Genomic DNA, 18,121 nt, shown 5'->3' with positions numbered 1-18,121 from the left:
TACCACGACACGCCGGGTCTTCGAGCACCACCAGATCTGGCGCTTGACCCCCGACGCGCTCCGCGAGGCCACCACGCTGCTGGCCGGCGCGATCCTGAGCGATCACCAATCGGTCCAGCACGTCATCGGCATTGCCAACGGCGGTGTCGCCCCCGCCCGCATGATCGCCTCCACGCTCGGCGTAAAAGCCCGTACGGTCCACGCCCGCCACAACACCGGCGACGCGACCTACCAGCAGGCCACGGGCAAGGTGACCCTCGACCTCGACCCGCTGATCCGCGCCCTCAACGGGCAACGGATGAAGGGCCGAGTGCTGGTGGTGGACGACATCTGCGGCAGCGGCGCCACCCTGCGCCGCCTCCAACACGACCTCGCGCCCTTGCTCAGCCCGAGCGCGCAGCTGCTGACCGCGGTCTTGTGCCTCAACACCGGGGCGACCACGTTGCCGGACTACTCGGTCTGGACCGTCTCGGACTGGGTCGTCTTTCCCTGGGAGAAGCCGCCCGCCGACCAGGACACCACCCCGCTGCCACGCCCAGAGGAGGTCCTCTGCCATGCCTAGCCCGCCTCCGCTGACCATCGCGTTCGTCCTGGCCTCCTACACGCCGAACGCGCCGGCCGGGATCGAACGCGCCACCGCCGCCCTCGCCCACGGCTTGCGCCAGCTCGGCCACCGCAGCCTCATCCTGACCGCCGCCCCGACCGACACCTCGGACGACAACGTGGTGAGGGTGTGTTCGGTGGGCGTCAACTTCCCCTGCGACGACGATGAACTGCGCGACGCGACCAGCACCCACGGGCAGGACGCCCTGCTCGCCGCGGAACTGTGCGAGTTGTACCGCAAGCACCGGGTCGACGTCGCCGTCTACACCGACGGGTTGTGGGGCCTCGGCAGAGCCGCGCCGGTCAGCAGGGCACGCTCGGTACTGGCCATGCACGTCGTCGGCCACGATCAAGACCTCGAGCCTGCCCTGGATCGCGCCGACCTGGTGATCGCGCCGTCCCAGACGGTGCTCGACCAGGCGCACGATCGCGGCTACGACACCGACCGCTGGCAGGTCGTGCCCAACGCCCTGCTCGACGACCACACACCGCCATCCGACTCACGCCGGGAAGCGCTGCGACGGCACGGCCCGATCCGTGTGCTGGCCCGGCTCGGGCCGGAGAAGAACGTGCGGGCCTTGCTGGATGCTGGGCGGCTGGTCGATCGGACGATCGAGGTAGTCGTCGGCGAGGCCGGATTCGAGGCCGCCGCCGGCGGCCAGGCGGCCGAATTGGACAAGTGCCGTTACTCGGCGGCTCACCTCAAGCGCGGCACCATCCACGGCGACGGCCTCGACTGGCGTCAGGTGCCGTCTTGGCTCGCGCAGGCCGCAGTGGTGATCGCGCCCTCGCTGCGCGAGACCTTCGGGCTGGTCGCGCTCGAGGCGATGAGCGTCGGCACCCCGGTGGTTGCCTTCGACGTAGGCAACCTGCCCGCCCTGGTCGGCACCGGCGACGGTGCGGGTGGGGTGATTGTCCCCCGATCGTGGGGTGAGCACGGTTTGTGGCGCGCCGCCGAGCACCTGCTCGAAGATTCGGTACGCTACGCCGAACTATCCAGGGCTGCGTACTACCGCTCGCGGGACTATCTGCCCACCACAGTCGCCGAGACATTCGTAAAGGCGGTGCGGTGATGCCTGCTGGCGTCCCTTTGCTCCTGGTTGACGGTCACAACCTCCTCTGGCGCGCGGCGTTCGGGTTCCCCGCCGCGATCCTCTCCCGCGACAAGCCCCGCGATCTGACCGCGGAGTTCGGGTTCTTCGCGCTTCTGCGCGTCCCCATCCGCGACGAGCTGCCCGAGCCACCCGAAGTGCTTGTCGTGTTCGACGGCGAGCACGGCGCCGCCGAGCGCAAGGGCAGCGACGCCGACTACAAGGCCAACCGCGTCATCGACGAGGCCGCCCTCAAACCGCTGCGCGCGATTCCGCACGTCCAGCGGGCGCTGACCGCCTACGGCATCGGGTGGATCGAGATCGACACCGCCGAAGCCGACGACGTGATCGCCACCCTCGTCACCACCACCCGCCGCCAGGTCCCCGAGCGGCATGTGCGGATCATGTCCGGCGATCGCGACTTCTACCAGCTCGTCGACGACCACGTGCGCGCGCTCAACACCGTGATGAAACGCGGCCGACGGCACATTGGACCCGCCGAGGTCGTCGAGCGCTACGGCGTCACTCCGGACCAATGGCCCGACTTCTGTGCCCTCAAAGGCGACCCCGCCGACAACATCCCTGGCGTGAAGGGAATCGGCGAAGGGACGGCGGCCAAGCTGCTGGCAGGCGGGCTCCATCTCGACCAGCTCCTCGCCTCCGGACGACTGACCGGCGCGAAGAAGACCAAGGTCACTGACACCTGGGAACAGGTACTCGCCTGGCGCGACCTCATCCGGATGCGCACCGACCTTGACCTTCCGCACCACCCGACCGGCCACCCCACGCGCGAGCTGCCCAAGCCAGCCGACGTCATCGAGAAACTCGGACTTTGGTGACCGCCCCGCCGTTCACTGCTCCATCGTCTCTGCTGACCGTGATGTCGCACCCCGACGATGCCGAACTTTGGGCCGGCGGAACTATCGCGCGGTGCTCCGCCTCCGGGGCCGCCGTCACCATCGCCATCCCGCACCATCCTGAACCAGTGCGGGATGCCGAAGCGGCGGCGGGAGCGGCGATCCTGGGGGCGAAGCTGTACCAGTACGACCAGCCCACCGTGACGGCGTTGCGCGAACTGCTGCTCGTCGTCCGACCCGAGATCGTCATCACCCACCCGCTGCGCGACGTTCACCCCGAGCACCGGAATCTCGCTGAAACGCTTGTTGCGGCCTTGCCCGAGGTCGTCATCGCTACCGGCCACCCACGCCGCGTCTATACCGCCGACACCTACAACAGCCTCACCGTCGACGGTCCCGTACCAGCGCACACCGTCGTTGACATCACCAACACCTTCGAGATCAAGAAGCGCGCCCTCGCGGTCCACACCTCCCAGCCGATCAACGACCACTTCGGCCCCATGGCCGAAACCCTTGCCAGGCTGTGGGGCTCCCGAATTGGCGTGCGCTACGCGGAGAACTTCGTCCCGGTGCCTATCCTCGGCCGCCTACCAGCAGCGTCGACCTTGTGATCAGGCGCCCGCCGAGAAGCTGATCGTATCGTCGCCCCGCTTGTGACGAACGACTGACCGGCTACGCGGGCCACCGTGTAGCCCTGCGACCTGCTAATACGTGAGATGTCGATACGATGCAACGGTGTCTGATGGGGTTTGCTGATGAACGACTCGGTAAGTCCGCTGGCCGCGCACCGTCTGGCTGTTGGCTTCACACAGGAAAGCCTGCCTGAGCAACTGAGTATCGACCGCAGCAGCATCGGCCGATGGGAACGGGTGATGCCTAAGCACCTGTAGACGCAGGTGCGCCTGACCCGTTGACGGACAGTTACGACTTGGCTGTGGGTCGGCCCATTCGCCCGACCCTGTAGCGATGACGGTCGCCAGGACTGGACAGCAGGACGTTGTAACTGGTCAACGATTGTCTCCTAGTGATCATCTTGTGGCCCGCTTGGCGCCGAAGGCATACGTTCGAATCCGCATCCGCACCGCGTCCCCCTTGTCGTTTTGGTTCAGCGGGTAACACCCACGCCTTGTGAGGCGACTGGCACTGTGAACCTGCCCCGACGACCCGGAGGCGCGCAGCGAAATGGATACATCCGGGTTACGAGCTTGGCAGCTTGGCTGGTTGCGCGCCGAAGGGGGCGTTGGGTCCGATGGTCAGGAGCGGGTGCGTATCGCCGCGCCGGTGTGCTCCGGTGCGGACTGGTCCGTGCTTGTCCGGGACGGCGATCCCGAAATGCTGCTGCGCACGATTTTTGCGCTACTGCTGGCGGTCAACAGCGGGTGTGAAGTGGTCTCCCTCGCGGTGCGTCGAAATGATGCCGAGGGGAGAATCTGCTCACTGGCCGTGGATTCCAATTCCTCAATTCAAGATCTAATGGATTCCTGGCGCGGCAAGAATCGTGAGACCGAGGACGCCAAGATGTCGCTACAGCTACTCCGCCATATGATCGACGAAGCGGATATGCCGGAATTCCGTGTTGTCGGCCCTGGCCTTGAGGCGGATGCTTCGTCTGCGGACGACGGGCATCCGTTGCGATGCCTGGCCCACGCCGGTCATGACGGTGCTGAATGGGTGCTCGATGCACGGCGGGGGCCCGCCGACGAGGCTATTTTGCTTTCCCTGCACGACCAGGCGGTCAGGCTGCTCCATGCACTGGCCGCAGACCCCGCAACACCTGTGGTCCACTTGGCGCGGGGCCTCCGGCCCATTCTTTTCGACGTCGGTGTCGTCGGTGCCGCGAACTCCTCCGAGCTCTCGACAGCGCTGCGGGCGTGGGGCGAGGTGATCGGCCTTCCGGTCAATGCTCGACCGGCCGAGCCCGGTCCCGTGCACAATCTTGGCGACGGCGACCTGCAGCTCAGTCCATGGGGAGCGAGACTGGTGGTGGTCGGTCCGGACGTGCCGGAACTGCCGCCAGTGGTCGAGCAATTCCTGCCGGAGACCGTGAGCGGTGCAGTCACCGGGTGGCTTCCTCACAGTGGCCCGATCGCCGAGATCAACGCGAACGAGACGAGGGAACTTTACGACGAAATCGTACGGCGCCGCCGTTACCTGCGGCACGGCGTGACGATCGCCAAGGGAGACGTCGTGATCGATGTCGGCGCCAACATAGGAATGTTCACCCTGTTCGCCGCAGCCCAGGCGCCCAACGTTCACGTGCACGCGTTCGAACCGGTGCCGGCGATTGCGGATGTTCTGGCACGAAATGTAGAACTGCACAGGGCAAAAGCGACCGTGTGCCGTGCGGCCTTGGGCGCCGTGAGCGGTCGCCGGACAATCACGTTCTATCCGCGGTCCTCGCTCCAGTCCGGTTTCCATACCGACCGTGATACCGACAACGGTGTAGTCCGCGCATATGCCCGCCACCAGATGTTCAGGCGTCCAGAAATCGACCCCGCACTGCGGACAGAAGTGGAACAGGTACTCGCGCCCGCGGTGGACTCGCGGACCGACGACGCCGAGCAGTTCGATGTGCCGACGCTGCGACTGTCGGACTGGATCGCCGCGCAGGGACTGTCCCGCATCAACCTGCTGAAGATCGATGCCGAGCGCTCGGAGGAAGAGGTCCTGACCGGCATCGAGGACGCGCACTGGCCTTTGGTTGAGCAGGTGGTCGCGGAAGTGCATGACCAGAACGGTCGGCTGGAACGGATCATCCGGCTGCTGCGTTTGTACGACTTCATCGTGCGGACCGAGCAGGACCCCTGGTTCGCCGGCTCAGAACTCCACATGGTCTATGCCCGGCGGCCAGACCGACCCCTATTCGAGGCCTCGTTGCCGCACCTGATTGCCGAGACGAGTCACTGGGCCGCCAGCTCCTCCGTTCCAGTGTTCGTGACCGTGCCCGCTTGGACCGAAGACGACGATGTCCGTGCGGCACGCCAGGCGACCGAAGCCGCAGGGCTCCGTTGGATCTCACCGCCCGATCCCGGGACAGCACCGATCGACTGGGCCGGAACCGTGCTACGTGCGCTGACGGTGGACAGCCGCCCAGTCGCCAAAGCAGTACTTGTGGACGCCGATAACACGCTCTGGGGCGGCGTTTGCGGCGAGATCGGCGCCGAGGGCATTACGTTCGGTTCCCCGTACCAAGAGGTCCAGGAGTTCCTGCAGCGCCAAGCGCGCGCGGGGCGTGCACTCTGCCTGTGCACGCGGAACAACCGCGAAGACGTCCGGGCGGTCTTCGAAGCACATCCCGGTATGCCGCTGCGCCTGGATGATTTCGCGAGCGTGCATGCGAATTGGGGACCCAAGTCGGCATCCGTGTCGGCCGTCGCCGCAGAATTGGGTTTCGCTGTCGAGTCCCTGGTGTACATCGACGATAGCCCGGCCGAACGCACCGAGGTCGCGTTGCAGCACCCCGGCCTTGTCGTGGTCGACCTGCCCGATGACCCAAGCGGCTACCTATTGGCGTTGGAGAGCACCTGGCAGCTCGACTTGGGTACTGCGATCACCCCCGAGGACCGCGTCCGTGGGCGCCTGCATGCCGAGGAGGTCGGGCGTCGATCAGCCACCGCGCACGCCAAGACGACCGAGGAATACTTGCGCGCAGTGCAGCTTGAGATTGACGTGACGGCGTCGCGGGAGGACGAGGCCGACCGGATCTGTCAACTGGCCGCACGCACCACGCAGTTCAATCTGATGCTGCGTCAACACACCCCTGGCAGCGTGCGCGAGCTGTTCGCCCGACAGGTGACGGCCCTGTCAGTGCGCGTGCGGGACCGCTTCGGCGACTACGGTCTGGTCGGTTTCATGTCTGCGGACGTTGAGCAGGAAACGCTGGTGGTTCGCGATTTCCTGCTCAGTTGCCGGGTACTAGGACGCGCCGTGGAATGGCAGATGCTGCGGGAATTGGGGCGGTGCGCAGTCGGGGCAGGCATGTCACGAATCAGGCTGGGCGGTGTAGCGGGATCACGAAACCGGCCTGCTCTCGATTTCGTCGCCCAGGCTCGGGCGATGCTGGCAAGCTCGGGTTCATCCCTTGATGCGCAGGCGGTGTCCGTGCTGCACCGGCAGGACGCCGTTCACGCGGTGTCTCCGACCGGTCCGGCACCCGTATCGCGGCTGCGGTGGCCCGCCTCGGCACAGGCCGTCGGGCGAGCAGCCGCCGCAGCCACTCGGCTGCGGCGGCGGGACACGCCGCTGACATCCGTCTATGTCGCTCCGAACACCACAACGGAGTTGCAGATCGCCGCCGTGTGGGAGGACGTGCTCGGAGTCAGGCCGATCGGTGTGCACGACGACTTGTTCAGCCTAGGCGGCGACTCTATGACCGCAGCACTGCTGTGCAGCCAACTACACCGCCACGGGCTGTACCTGACTGTCGATGACCTGCTGCGCGGTCCCACGATCTACAGCGCCGCTCGGCGGATCAAGCCGAAGCACAGCACTCCGGACACCGGCACGGACGCCCCCGGCACAAGGGCGGCGTCCTTCGGGCAGCAGCGAGTCTGGGCCGCAGATATGCTCGAGGGTGGCGCCGGGCAGATCATACCTCTGGCCTACCACATACGCGGTCCGCTGGACGCCAACCGTCTCCGGTCGGCATGCACCGCAGTAGTCGCCCGGCATCCAGCCCTGCGCACCGGCCTGTCCGTCACGGACGGTGTGCTGTACCAGCATGTGTGGCCGGCCGACGGGTTCCGACTCCCTGTTATCGACCTGATCGAGAAAGCTGCACAGCACGAGGTGGACCGGCACGCCCACGAGTTCTGGGTCGCGCGGTTCGACTTGGCACGCGGTCCGATGATGCGTGCCGCCCTCATCAGCCGAGGAGACGAAGACCACCTTCTGCTGCTGGCACTACACCACAGCGCAGCAGACGGCTGGTCGGCCGACTTAGTCCAGCGCGATCTCGGCGTGGCCTACGCTGACTCCGGCGCGCTCACCAGTTCACCGCCGACGCCGACGTTCCTCCACTACGCCAGCGCGGTTGAGGAGCGATGGCAGCGCGGAGAGTTCGCCGAGGCCGCCGCCGAGGTGTTGAGCGTCCTCGGCCACGGCGGGACGCCGCTCGGGGGCATACGGTGCAGGGAAAGGGCGGACCCGCGGTACCTGCGGTTCCCGCTAGGTGTCGATCTACTCCAGCGCGTCCGCGCTGCCGCACAACGCCACACCACCACACCGGCCACTATCTACTTTGCCGCGCACCAACTCCTGGTGGGGCTCCAGTCCGGCGCCGAGGTCGTGACCGGGTATCCGGTCGCCAATCGCAGCGATCCCGCATTCGCCGACACGGTCGGATACTTTGCCAATATCGTGCCCGTCGTATCACGGACTGACTGGTCCCGCACGCTCGGCGGCCACGTGGATGCCACTGCGGCCGCCACCACACAAGCGCTGCGACACGCGGAGGTGCCCTATGGCCTGCTGGCCAAAGGGCAAGGAGCTCTATTCGACACCATGTTCACACTGCAACCTCCCGCCGCGTATCCACTGCGGCTGACAGGCTGCGCGGTGAGCCCGGCGGAGCCCGTGTGGTGGCCACTGCCATGCCCGTTGATGCTCGACGTGCACGAGGACGCCGATGGCGGCAACGCCCTGCTGCGGTTCGACGTCGGCCTCCGCAGTACTGCGGAGGCGACATGGTTGGCCGAAGCTTATCCACTAGTCCTCGCCGCACTGTGGGCAAGACCCGGTCTGCCGCTGCGGCATCTACGCGCGCTGTTGCGACCGGCTGAAGCCGCAGTGCATGAGCTGGTTCATCGCCGCCTGCGTCTGCTTCGGGGAGATGGGGGCCAGCCATGAGCGGCGCCAGCGAGGTGCACTGGGCCGTTGGGCTGTCATCGGAGGGACAGTTCCGACCGGCGGTGTCCCCGCAGCACCATCGGATGCTCGCACTGGGTGGCCCCGTGGCTAATCCCATGCTGACGCTTCGCGTGTCCCCTGACATCGACAAGGAGCGTCTTCGGGTGGCCGCCGAACAGATCGTGCGTGACCATCCTGCGTTGCGGCAACACCTTGAGATGGATCCGGCGAGCTCACGCGTGTGGACGGCGAAACAGCCGGTATGCGGCCCTGCCGCAGATACTCCAGTCGTCTCGCTGTCCCGCGAACACGGCGGAGACGTCGTGCTGACCCTGCGGCCTGGGATCGGCTCCACAGACATGACCGGCCTACTCCGCGCCGCCGAGGCGCTGGCGCGCGCCTACCGGTGCCCTGACCAATGTTCACCGGAAGAAACCCAGCCGGAGATGGTCGACCAGTACTACGCCGCGCTGCCCAAAGAACTGGATGCGGGAGCCGAACAAGCTTTCTGGCGGCCCGGCGGGCGTCCATTGACCGCGCCGGAGCTAGCACTTGTGCTACGGCTGCGGACCACGCTCCCAGGCACCCGTCTTCGAATTCCAGTGGATCTGACTCCTGAGACGACGGACGCGATCGCGACGGCGGCAGAGATCGCAGGTGGCTCAGTCGAGGCCGCGCTGCTCACCGTGTGGCGGCTGCTGCTGGTCCGAATCGCGCCCACTGAAACGGGATCGCTGGCGGTATTCGTACCTGGGCAGACAACCATCCTGCCGGACGTGATCGGACTGCTCGGACGCTGTGTACCGCTGCCGGTGCGCCCTGCCGCAACATCGCTCAGAGCGGCCATTGGTGCCTGTGCCCACGAACTGGACGCGGCCGTACGGCAGGCGGACTTCTTCATCCACCCCCGGCCCGGCGACGCGGCCACTGTCGGCTTCCGCCATGCCGACGCACCGGCTGCGCTGACCTTCGGCTCCGGATTATCCGGCCAGATCACAGCGGCCGACGCGCCGACCGAGCGCACGGTCCTCGACCTGTGTTCCTGCCGAGCCGGAAATCGGCTCGGTCTCCACCTCGACTTGGACGCCGCAGCCATGGACACCGACATCAGCGGTCGGCTCGCCACCTGGCTGGCCCGGATGCTGGCGCACCTGCCGGAAGCGTTGGATGCTCCCTCGGAGCAACTGGCGACCCGCGCACTGGCAGCGGAGGCCGTTGCCGGCAGAACCTCCGGACACTCGGTGACGATTACAGGAACACTGCTCGACGCGTTCGACGCGCAGGCAGAACGCACACCTGACGCGATCGCGGCCACCGACGACCGGACCACCCTCACTTACCGGACCCTGAACGAAGCCACCCTCAGCCTGGAGCGGACGCTGACGGTGTGTGGAGTCACCGCCGGAGACCGGGTTGCAGTTTGCACCAGCCGCCGAGTCCCGCTGTTGACCGCCCTATTGGCGATTCTGCGTTGCGGCGCCGCCTTCGTTCCGCTTGACCCGGCCTTGCCTGCTCACCGCATCGAGGATCTCCTGTATGACGCCGGTCCGCGCCTGATCATCGCCGACGAAGCAGGGGCACGCGTCCTGCCGGCAGACAACCATGTATCCGTGCTGCACCTGAACGGGCTGCAGCCTCCGCGGGAGCCGAACGTCGGAGCGCAGCGGCACCGGCCACGACCCGGATCCATCGCCTACCTGATCTACACCTCGGGATCGACCGGACGCCCCAAGGGGGTGCTGATCACACATGCCGCACTGCTGAACTACCTGAGCTGGGCAGCTAGCCATTACGACGTCGTCGCAGGATCCGGCACGCTCGTCCATTCCTCCATCGCCGTCGACATGACCATCACCAGCCTGTTCCTGCCACTTTTAGCAGGGCGGACGGTGATATTGCTGCCTTCTGACGAACCAGCGGACCTGGCCGCTGCAGTGAGCCGGGCAGAGAGCCTGAGCCCGCTGAAGATCACGCCCGGTGGACTGCGGGTGCTCATCATGCTGGTGAACGGGCGACAGTTGGCCCGCGCCGTCCGACACCTCGTGCTCGGCGGTGAGCCGCTGACTCCCGCAGCACTGTCCGAAGTAGACGTTGCAGGACTGGCGGTAACCAACGAGTACGGGCCTACCGAAGCCACCGTGGGTTGCTGCGCCTATACCTTCCGCACCGGTATGCCGCTGCCGGACCCTGTCCCCATCGGCCGCCCGATCTGGAACACCACCCTAGAGGCGCGCCTGCCCACGGGCCTGCGCGCACTGCCGGGCACCGCGGGCGAACTGGTTATCAGCGGCATCGGTGTGACAGCCGGATATCACGAGCGTCCCGAGGAGACCGCTGCCCAGTTCATGCCTGGTGACGGCGCCTATCGCACGGGCGATCTCGCTGCACTTGGCCATGGAGGTCGGTGGACAATGCTGGGGCGGACAGACGAACAACTTAAGATCCACGGATATCGCGTCGAGCCCGGCGAGATCGAAGCGGTCCTTACCGACGACCCGCATATCGCAGCCGCCGCAGTGGTCCGCACCGACTCCGTACTGCGCGCGTTCGTAGTTCCCTCGACTCGGGTAGAGGACAGCGAACTGCTAGTCGACCGTGCCCGGATTCTGGCAGAACAACGGCTGCCTTTCTACGCCCGTCCCGACCGCGTTCACGTCCTCCCAGCACTCCCGACCGGGAGCAACGGCAAGATCAACCGGCGGGCCCTATCAGAGCTGTCACTGCCGGGTGGGGACGTGGATCCGATCAGCCCGGAGGAGCCACATCAGCAGGTGCTGGCGCGGGCATGGCAGGCGGTACTCGGGTCGCCGCCCTCAGGCCCGGACGCGAACTTCTTCGGCGAGGGCGCCGACTCAGTCACGGCAGTGCTGCTGGCAACCGAGGTTAGCCGATCGGGCCTCCTGCTGACCGTGCACGACGTCTTGGAACAGCGGACCCTGCGCCGCATGGCACACCGTGCCCGGCTCGCGGCGGAACCGACCGCCGCGCCTATCGACGGCCCTGTTCCGTTGACGGTCCACCAAGCCGGCTTCTTCGCTACGATGCCTAGGCACCCAAATCGGTGGGTCCTCTGTTACTCGGCCAGGGCTCCCGGCGACGTCGACTCCGATCGTCTCGATATCGCGTTGACCGCCACCGTGCACGCGCACCCGGCGCTCTGGTCCACGTTCACCTCCGATGGCGGCGGAGAGTGGAACACGGCACTGAGACGGCCAGGACAACAATCTGTGTCCGTCCTCGACCTCGACACACTCCCCCTGCCCGAACAGGATGCCCAGACGCGGGAATTCTTGCGGCAACAGGAAGAGACCATCGATCTCGCCACGGGCACCATGGTGCGGCTGTGTCTGTTGCGCGGTGGCCGCACCGGACACCGCGTGGCATGGATCGCGCACCACCTGGTCACCGATGTGGTGTCGCTGCGGCTCTTGGACGACGATCTCTGGCGCGCCTACCGCGATGCCGCCTCCGGCCGTATTCCGCGCCTGATCCCGGACGGCTACGGGGAATGGCTGGCACGGCACGGCGACCGGAACACGGTGCAGACTCGGTTCCCCGCCCCCGGAGGCCGGGAGGGCACGGGCATGCCTCGCACGATCAGTACCACGTTGCCGGATGAGCTCCGGCAACACCTTGAGGACTCCTGCGGCGTGCCGAGCGGTGGTGTGGTCGAGCTCGCCGCTGTGCTGTTGGCTGGATTGGTCGAGGTCCGCCCGGACCTGGCCCCGGCGGTGTCCGTGGAGTTGCACGGACGAGATCGAGGTGAACACGACCTGACCGGGGTCGTGGGGTGGCTCACCGAGTTCCGTGTGTTGCGGGCACCGCTGCCGCTACCAACCAACCCTGCAGACCTCGTAGCTTGTTTGCGGACACAAGTAGGGCGTCGCGACGGCAACGACGGGATACTGCCGCCGGTCGCCCTGAACTACCTGGGCGCGTCACCTCGGGAAGCCAGCCTGAAGTTTCTGTGGGAACCGGCCGACGGACCGGAACCGCTGTTCCCGCTCGAGCTTGTGGTGGTCCGCGATCAGGGCGGGCTGCGGGCGCACTGGCGCTACTCGCCCGGTTGGATGCCCCGATCCGTCGTGCTGCGGCTCGCCAACGCCGTGGACCGGCATGCCACCAGAATCGCCACGGCAGTCTCCCGACAGCTCGGCGAGGCTGGTGGCACGCCCAAGACGGCCGGTCTGGCACCGGCCGACCTACAGCGGCTCTTCACTGCATTCGAGAGACCATGACGCCACATAGGATCGTCCAAGTCCACCCGACGACTCCGGTCCAGCAGGGATTCCTGCTGGGCACGCTCACTGGTGACCCCGCCGACGCTTTGTTCGTCGAGCAGGCGGTCCTCCCGTTCCGGGGTGAGCTCGATCCAGCACGGCTGCGGCGCTGCTGCGAGGACATGATCGCCGACCACGAGATCTTGCGCACCGCCTTCGCCTGGGACATGGCGACCGATCCCCACCAGGTCGTACTGGATCACGTTGACCTCGCCTTTGACACAGTGCAAGGCGACAGCGCGGACATACCGGAACTCCTGCTGTCGCATAGGCTGGAGCCGTTCGACCTCACCGCTCCACCGCTGCTGCGGCTGGCCCTGCACCACAGCGGGGACCAGGATTGGCGGCTGATCTGGACCCATCATCACGCCGTGCTGGACGGCTGGGCGCACCTGCTGCTTGCGCATGAACTCGTACAGCGCTACACCGATGGCCTCCGGCCGGAGCCGCCAGTGCCGTTCGGCCAGTACGCCCAGTGGAGCACGGAGCAGTCAACACAGCGGGAACGGGCCTACTGGACCCGTGTGCTGCGCGGCTACGACCCGCCGCCATCTGCGACGTCCAGACTCGCTCCAGCCGGCGAATCACGGTTCGGACAACACAGCCTCACCATGCCCTCCGCTCCGCTCAGTACCTTCACCCGCGCGCACGGCACCACGCTCGCAGCTGCGGTGGTTGCCTGCTGGGGTCTGGTCGCCGGACGGCGGCATGACCGGGAAGACATCGCCGTCGGAGTGACAGTTTCCGGACGCACCAGGCCTTTCCCAGGTGTGGAACACGTGATCGGTCCGATGGTGAACACCGTCCCTGTGCGCCTCGTGCCCCCGCCCGAGTCCTGGGCGTCGGACTGGATCAGCACAGTTCAGGACCTGCTGTCCCACGCCGACCGGCACAGCGCCTGTTCAAGCGCGGACGTACACGAATGGACCGACATCTCGGCCGACCAGCCGCTCTACGACAGCATCGTGTCCCTTACTAACTACCCGCACACCTTGGACGGGGCACGCCCCAGGACAGAGCTCACACTGCGGCTGCCGGACGTCCAGGCCGACGGCGGCCGCACACGATACGCCCTTGCATTGGTGGTGGAAACCTTCGACGGCCTGCGGCTGCGGCTGGTCAACGACCGGTACCGTGCCGGTGACGAGGAGGCGAAGACCGCGCTTTCCGGGCTGCGGGATCTGCTGACCGCACTGACGGCACACGCGGAACCGACCGTACGTGACCTCCGTGCTCTCTTACCCGATATGGACGCACCAGTCGTGGCGCCGTACGCCGCCACGCGGAAGGCCGCCACTCAGGGGAGCCCGGACTCCTTGCGGGGCATCGTCGTGTCCACCTTCAGCGGGGTGCTGGGCCAGCAGGCTCATGCTGACACCGACTTCTTGACCGCCGGGGGACACTCTTTGCTTGCGGTGCGCCTGGTCGCCAGGCTGCGCACGATGTTCGACATTGACCTTACGCTCGGTGACCTGCTCCAGCACCGCACACCCAGGGCTCTGTGCGCTCGCATCCGGGCTCTCCTGCTCTCCGACACGACCGCGCTGGAGGCACTGCCACCCCTGATCCCGCGCGGCGCCGAATCGGACGACCCGTTCCCGTTGACGCCGATCCAGCAGGCGTACTGGGCGGGCCGCCGCTCCGACTTCGAACTCGGCGGCGTCGACTCCCACCTTTACACCGAGGTGGAGTTGCCCGACCTCGACATCGACCGACTATCCGAGGTCTGGCGCGGACTGGTCGAGCGGCACGCGATGCTGCGCGCAGTCCTCACACCGGACGGACAACAGCGCGTACTCCGGCGCGTTCCGCAATACCGGATCACGACCCACGACCTGCGCATTGCACCCGATGCTCCAGCGCGACTGGAGGGAATCCGGGAGCGGCTCGCACATCCTCAGCGCGACGTGGAGACATGGCCGCTGTTCACCATCGAGGCTGCGGTGCTGCCCAGCGGAACGACACGGTTGTTCCTGAGCTTCGATCTACTCATCGGTGACGCTCTGAGCTGGCGCATCCTCTACCACGAAGCCCGCCGCCGCTACGAGGACCCGAACACTGCACTGTCCCCGTTGTACCTGACCTTCGCCGACTACGTGGCCCATCTGCGCACCGTGGCGGCCAGCAGCCGGTACCGACGCGACCGCGATTACTGGGGCGCCCGGCTGGCAGACCTTCCGGCACCGCCTGGACTGCCCGTCGTGACAACGAAGTCACCGAGCACACCCCGGTTCTCCCGCCTGCAGTGCGCTCTTCCCAGCACGGATGCGGCCGCGCTGCGGCGCGTCGCCGGCCGACATGGAACCACGCTGTCGGTACTGCTGCTGGCCGCCTTCGCGGAGACATTGGGTCGCTTTACCAACAGCCGCGCGTTCGTGATCAACGTCACGGTGTACAACCGGCTCGAGGTCCACCCGCAGGTCAACTCCATCGTCGGCGACTTCACCTCCACAGCGCTGGTAGGCGTCGAGCTGTCCCGTCCGCTGTTCGCCGACCGCCTCCGCGCTCTGCAGCGGCGGGTCTGGTCCGACATGGACCACATGCTCTACGGCGGCGTGGAGGTGCTGCGGGATCTCCGGGAGCGTACCGGCAGTCCGGTGACAGCATCGGTCGTGTTTACCAGCACCCTCGATCTCGACGTCGAGGACGCAACGGACGCACCGCCGTTCCCCGGCACCGTCGGCCACGGCATCGGACAGACACCACAGGTGCTGTTCGACTACCAGACCTACGAAGCCGCGGGGAACCTGGTCATCAACTTCGACACCGTCGATGGCTTGCTCCCAGACGGGCTCGTGCAGGCAATGTTCGACGAGCACATCGCCGTGCTACACGCACTTGCAGACGACCCCGACGCGCCACGGCGTCCTCGGCTGCTCACTCCGGCGCTTCCCCCGCCGGTGCCGGAGGCGCTGGGCGGAGCACGGCTACTACACGAACCTTTCCTGACGCGGGTACGTGAACAGCCGCAACATACCGCTGTCGTGTGTGCGGGCCAACGCATCAGCTATGCCGAGCTGCACGCGCACGCCCAACGGACAGCCGACCAGATAGCGGCGGCACACCCGGAAGGCGACTTGGTCGCGTTGGTGTTCCACCATGAGTGGCAGCAGGTTGCCGCAGCACTGGGCACCCTGATGGCAGGGTACGCCTTCGTCCCTCTGGACCCCTCATGGCCACAACAGCGCATTTCGGACCTGCTCGAGACGACCGAACCCGCACTGGTACTCGCCCAGGATGCCGCAGCTGCGCACGCCTTACCCGGCCACGTCGAGAGGCTTCTGGCCGACGACCCTGCGCCGCCGCTTCCCGCATCTGCACGCGCCCGCGAAGCCGACGATCCTGCCTATGTCATCTTCACCTCGGGGTCCACCGGAACACCCAAAGGGGTCACGATCTCACACAAGGGTGCGCTCAACACGGTCCTCGACGTCAACGAGCGGTTCGGCGTATGCCCGGATGACGCGGTCCTTGCGGTATCGCCGTTCACCTTCGATCTGGCGATCTACGACGTGTTCGGACTGCTGGCAGCGGGCGGCACGCTCGTCGTCCCCGCCCGTGAGCAGCGCACCGACCCGACGGCATGGATCGAACTGCTCCGCGGTGAGCACATTACTGTGTGGAACTCGGTACCAGTGTTGCTGGAACTCCTGCTCGACACGCTGCCGCAAGGCGAGCTCGCGTTGACACGGATGCGGCTGTGTTTGCTCAGCGGGGACTGGATCTCGGTCCAGCTACCGGAACGGCTACGTGGAGTTGCCCCAGACTGCCGAATTGTCGGCTTCGGTGGTGCCACCGAGGGGTCCATCTGGTCCATCCTGTACGAAGTCGGGCAAGTCGATCCGTCGTGGACAAGCATCCCCTATGGCACGGCTATGACCGGCCAGCAGGTGGACGTCCTCGACGATGCCCTCCAACCGTGTCCGGTGTGGACGCCTGGCCAGATCTATATCAGCGGTCACGGTACGGCGCTGGGCTACTGGAAGGCACCCGAGTTGACCGAGGCGGCATTCGTCCTCGACGGCCGCACCGGGCGTCGGCTGTACCGGACGGGCGATTGGGGACGCCTCAAGCCGGATGGCACCATGGAATTCCTCGGCCGTCGGGACAGCCAGGTCAAGATCCGCGGATATCGAGTGGATCTGTCGGAGGTGGAGACCACACTCGCAGCCGTGGACGGCGTGCAGAAGGCAGTGGTGGTCGCGATTGGTGAACGCGCGAACCAGCGGCTCGCGGGTTTCGTCGTCGGTTCCCGAGGGGCGCACGAGATCCGTATGGAACTTGCCCGCCGCCTGCCCGCTCACATGATTCCGGCCACACTGACCTGTCTGCCGTCCCTGCCTGTGAACCCGACCGGCAAGACCGACCGCATCGCACTCACTCGCATCGCCGAGACCTCCCTTTGGCCCGAGCCGTCGGCCGAAGCGGAGGGAGAATTCCTTCACCAGAAGCTGTGGCTTGCCTTGAGAGCGCTGGTACCGGGCGATCCCCGCCCAGACGACGATCTGCTGACGTTGGGAATGACCTCAGTTGACCTCATCCGCCTCGCCAACGTGGTGGAGAAGCACTGCGGGACTCGGCCCGACCTCGGGCGGTTCTACCGCAACCCCACCCTGCGTACGCTGGCCGCGTACCACATTCCTATCAGCAGACCTTCCCACGAGGCGGTCGCGAACTCGGCGTGGGCGACCACGGTGATCACCGATCCGGATGAGCGGGCCGCCTTCTGCGCCCGCCGCCCCGTGTTTCCCCTAGCGCCGAGGTGGCGCACGTTGCCGGACCGCCCGGTGAGATTGACCACCGCGCGGCTCCGCCCGCCCACCGCCCGCTCGTTCGGGGACAGGGCCGTGTCGGCGGCTGCACTGTCGGACCTGCTGGACAGCCTGCGCCGCAGCACAGCCGGCGGACGGCTGGGCTTCGCCTATCCCTCGGCCGGAGGCATCTACGGTGTGCAGGTCCACCTGCACGTTCGACCGGAGCGCGTGGATGGCATCAGGGGCGGCGTCTACTTCTACCACCCGGAAGCGCATGACCTGATCCCCCAAGTACTCGGCATCGATCTCGACACCGGGCTGCACCTAGGGTCAGTGAACCGGCCGCTGATCGAGTCTGCCGCGTTCACGGTGTTCCTCGTCGCCGACCCGGCTGACTCCGCACCGTTGTACGGAACTGATGCCGAACCACTCGCCATGCTCGATGCCGGCTATGTCGGTCACCTGCTCTACCAGACAGCGGCCGAAATGGGACTGGCGCTGTGCCCGGTGCACGGTATCGACTTCGACGCAATGCGTTGGCTGCTCGCAGGCGGGGAGCGCCTCGTGCTTCTGCACACGTTGCTCGGCGGCCCACCCCCGGCCTCCGAACCAGGCGGTGCGTCGTGAGCGCACCGCCCCGCTTGTCGCCACCTATGATCGTAGAGGCCGCACCGCTGTCCCCGGGCCAG

7 protein-coding genes are annotated in these 18,121 nt (G+C 66.8%); all 7 read left to right on the top strand.

All coding sequences use genetic code 11. The annotated features are described in order from the left end of the window. Positions 1–43: 43 nt before the first annotated feature. A complete protein-coding gene (locus ACM6LU_RS22560; protein WP_414939722.1) occupies positions 44–562 on the top strand; it encodes a phosphoribosyltransferase in 519 nt (172 codons plus the stop codon). Further along, positions 555–1,676, top strand: a complete 1,122-nt coding sequence (locus ACM6LU_RS22555; protein ID WP_414939721.1) for a glycosyltransferase family 4 protein — start codon at positions 555–557, stop codon at positions 1,674–1,676. The genes ACM6LU_RS22560 and ACM6LU_RS22555 overlap by 8 nt, the downstream gene beginning before the upstream one ends. Continuing rightward, a complete protein-coding gene (locus tag ACM6LU_RS22550) occupies positions 1,676–2,533 on the top strand; it encodes a 5'-3' exonuclease (protein ID WP_414939720.1) in 858 nt (285 codons plus the stop codon). The genes ACM6LU_RS22555 and ACM6LU_RS22550 overlap by 1 nt, the downstream gene beginning before the upstream one ends. 41 nt (positions 2,534–2,574) lie before the next feature. Next, a complete protein-coding gene (locus ACM6LU_RS22545) occupies positions 2,575–3,162 on the top strand; it encodes a PIG-L deacetylase family protein (protein WP_414939719.1) in 588 nt (195 codons plus the stop codon). Between the two features lie 652 nt (positions 3,163–3,814). After that, the gene (locus ACM6LU_RS22540; RefSeq protein ID WP_414939718.1) at positions 3,815–8,398 is read left to right on the top strand and encodes an FkbM family methyltransferase; all 4,584 of its coding nucleotides are present in this window, start codon (positions 3,815–3,817) and stop codon (positions 8,396–8,398) included. Positions 8,399–8,514: 116 nt separating this feature from the next. After that, positions 8,515–12,636, top strand: a complete 4,122-nt coding sequence (locus tag ACM6LU_RS22535; protein WP_414939717.1) for an amino acid adenylation domain-containing protein — start codon at positions 8,515–8,517, stop codon at positions 12,634–12,636. After that, positions 12,633–18,059 carry an amino acid adenylation domain-containing protein gene (locus ACM6LU_RS22530; RefSeq protein WP_414939901.1) on the top strand — a complete coding sequence of 1,809 codons (5,427 nt, stop codon included), beginning with the start codon at positions 12,633–12,635 and terminating at the stop codon, positions 18,057–18,059. The genes ACM6LU_RS22535 and ACM6LU_RS22530 overlap by 4 nt, the downstream gene beginning before the upstream one ends. Positions 18,060–18,121: the final 62 nt, after the last annotated feature.

Source organism: Amycolatopsis sp. cmx-11-51, from assembly GCF_047608665.1.
In the GTDB taxonomy this organism is placed as follows: Bacteria; Actinomycetota; Actinomycetes; order Mycobacteriales; family Pseudonocardiaceae; genus Amycolatopsis.
The sequence above is the reverse complement of the archived record's forward strand: the minus strand, read 5'-3'. Positions and strand labels throughout refer to the sequence as shown.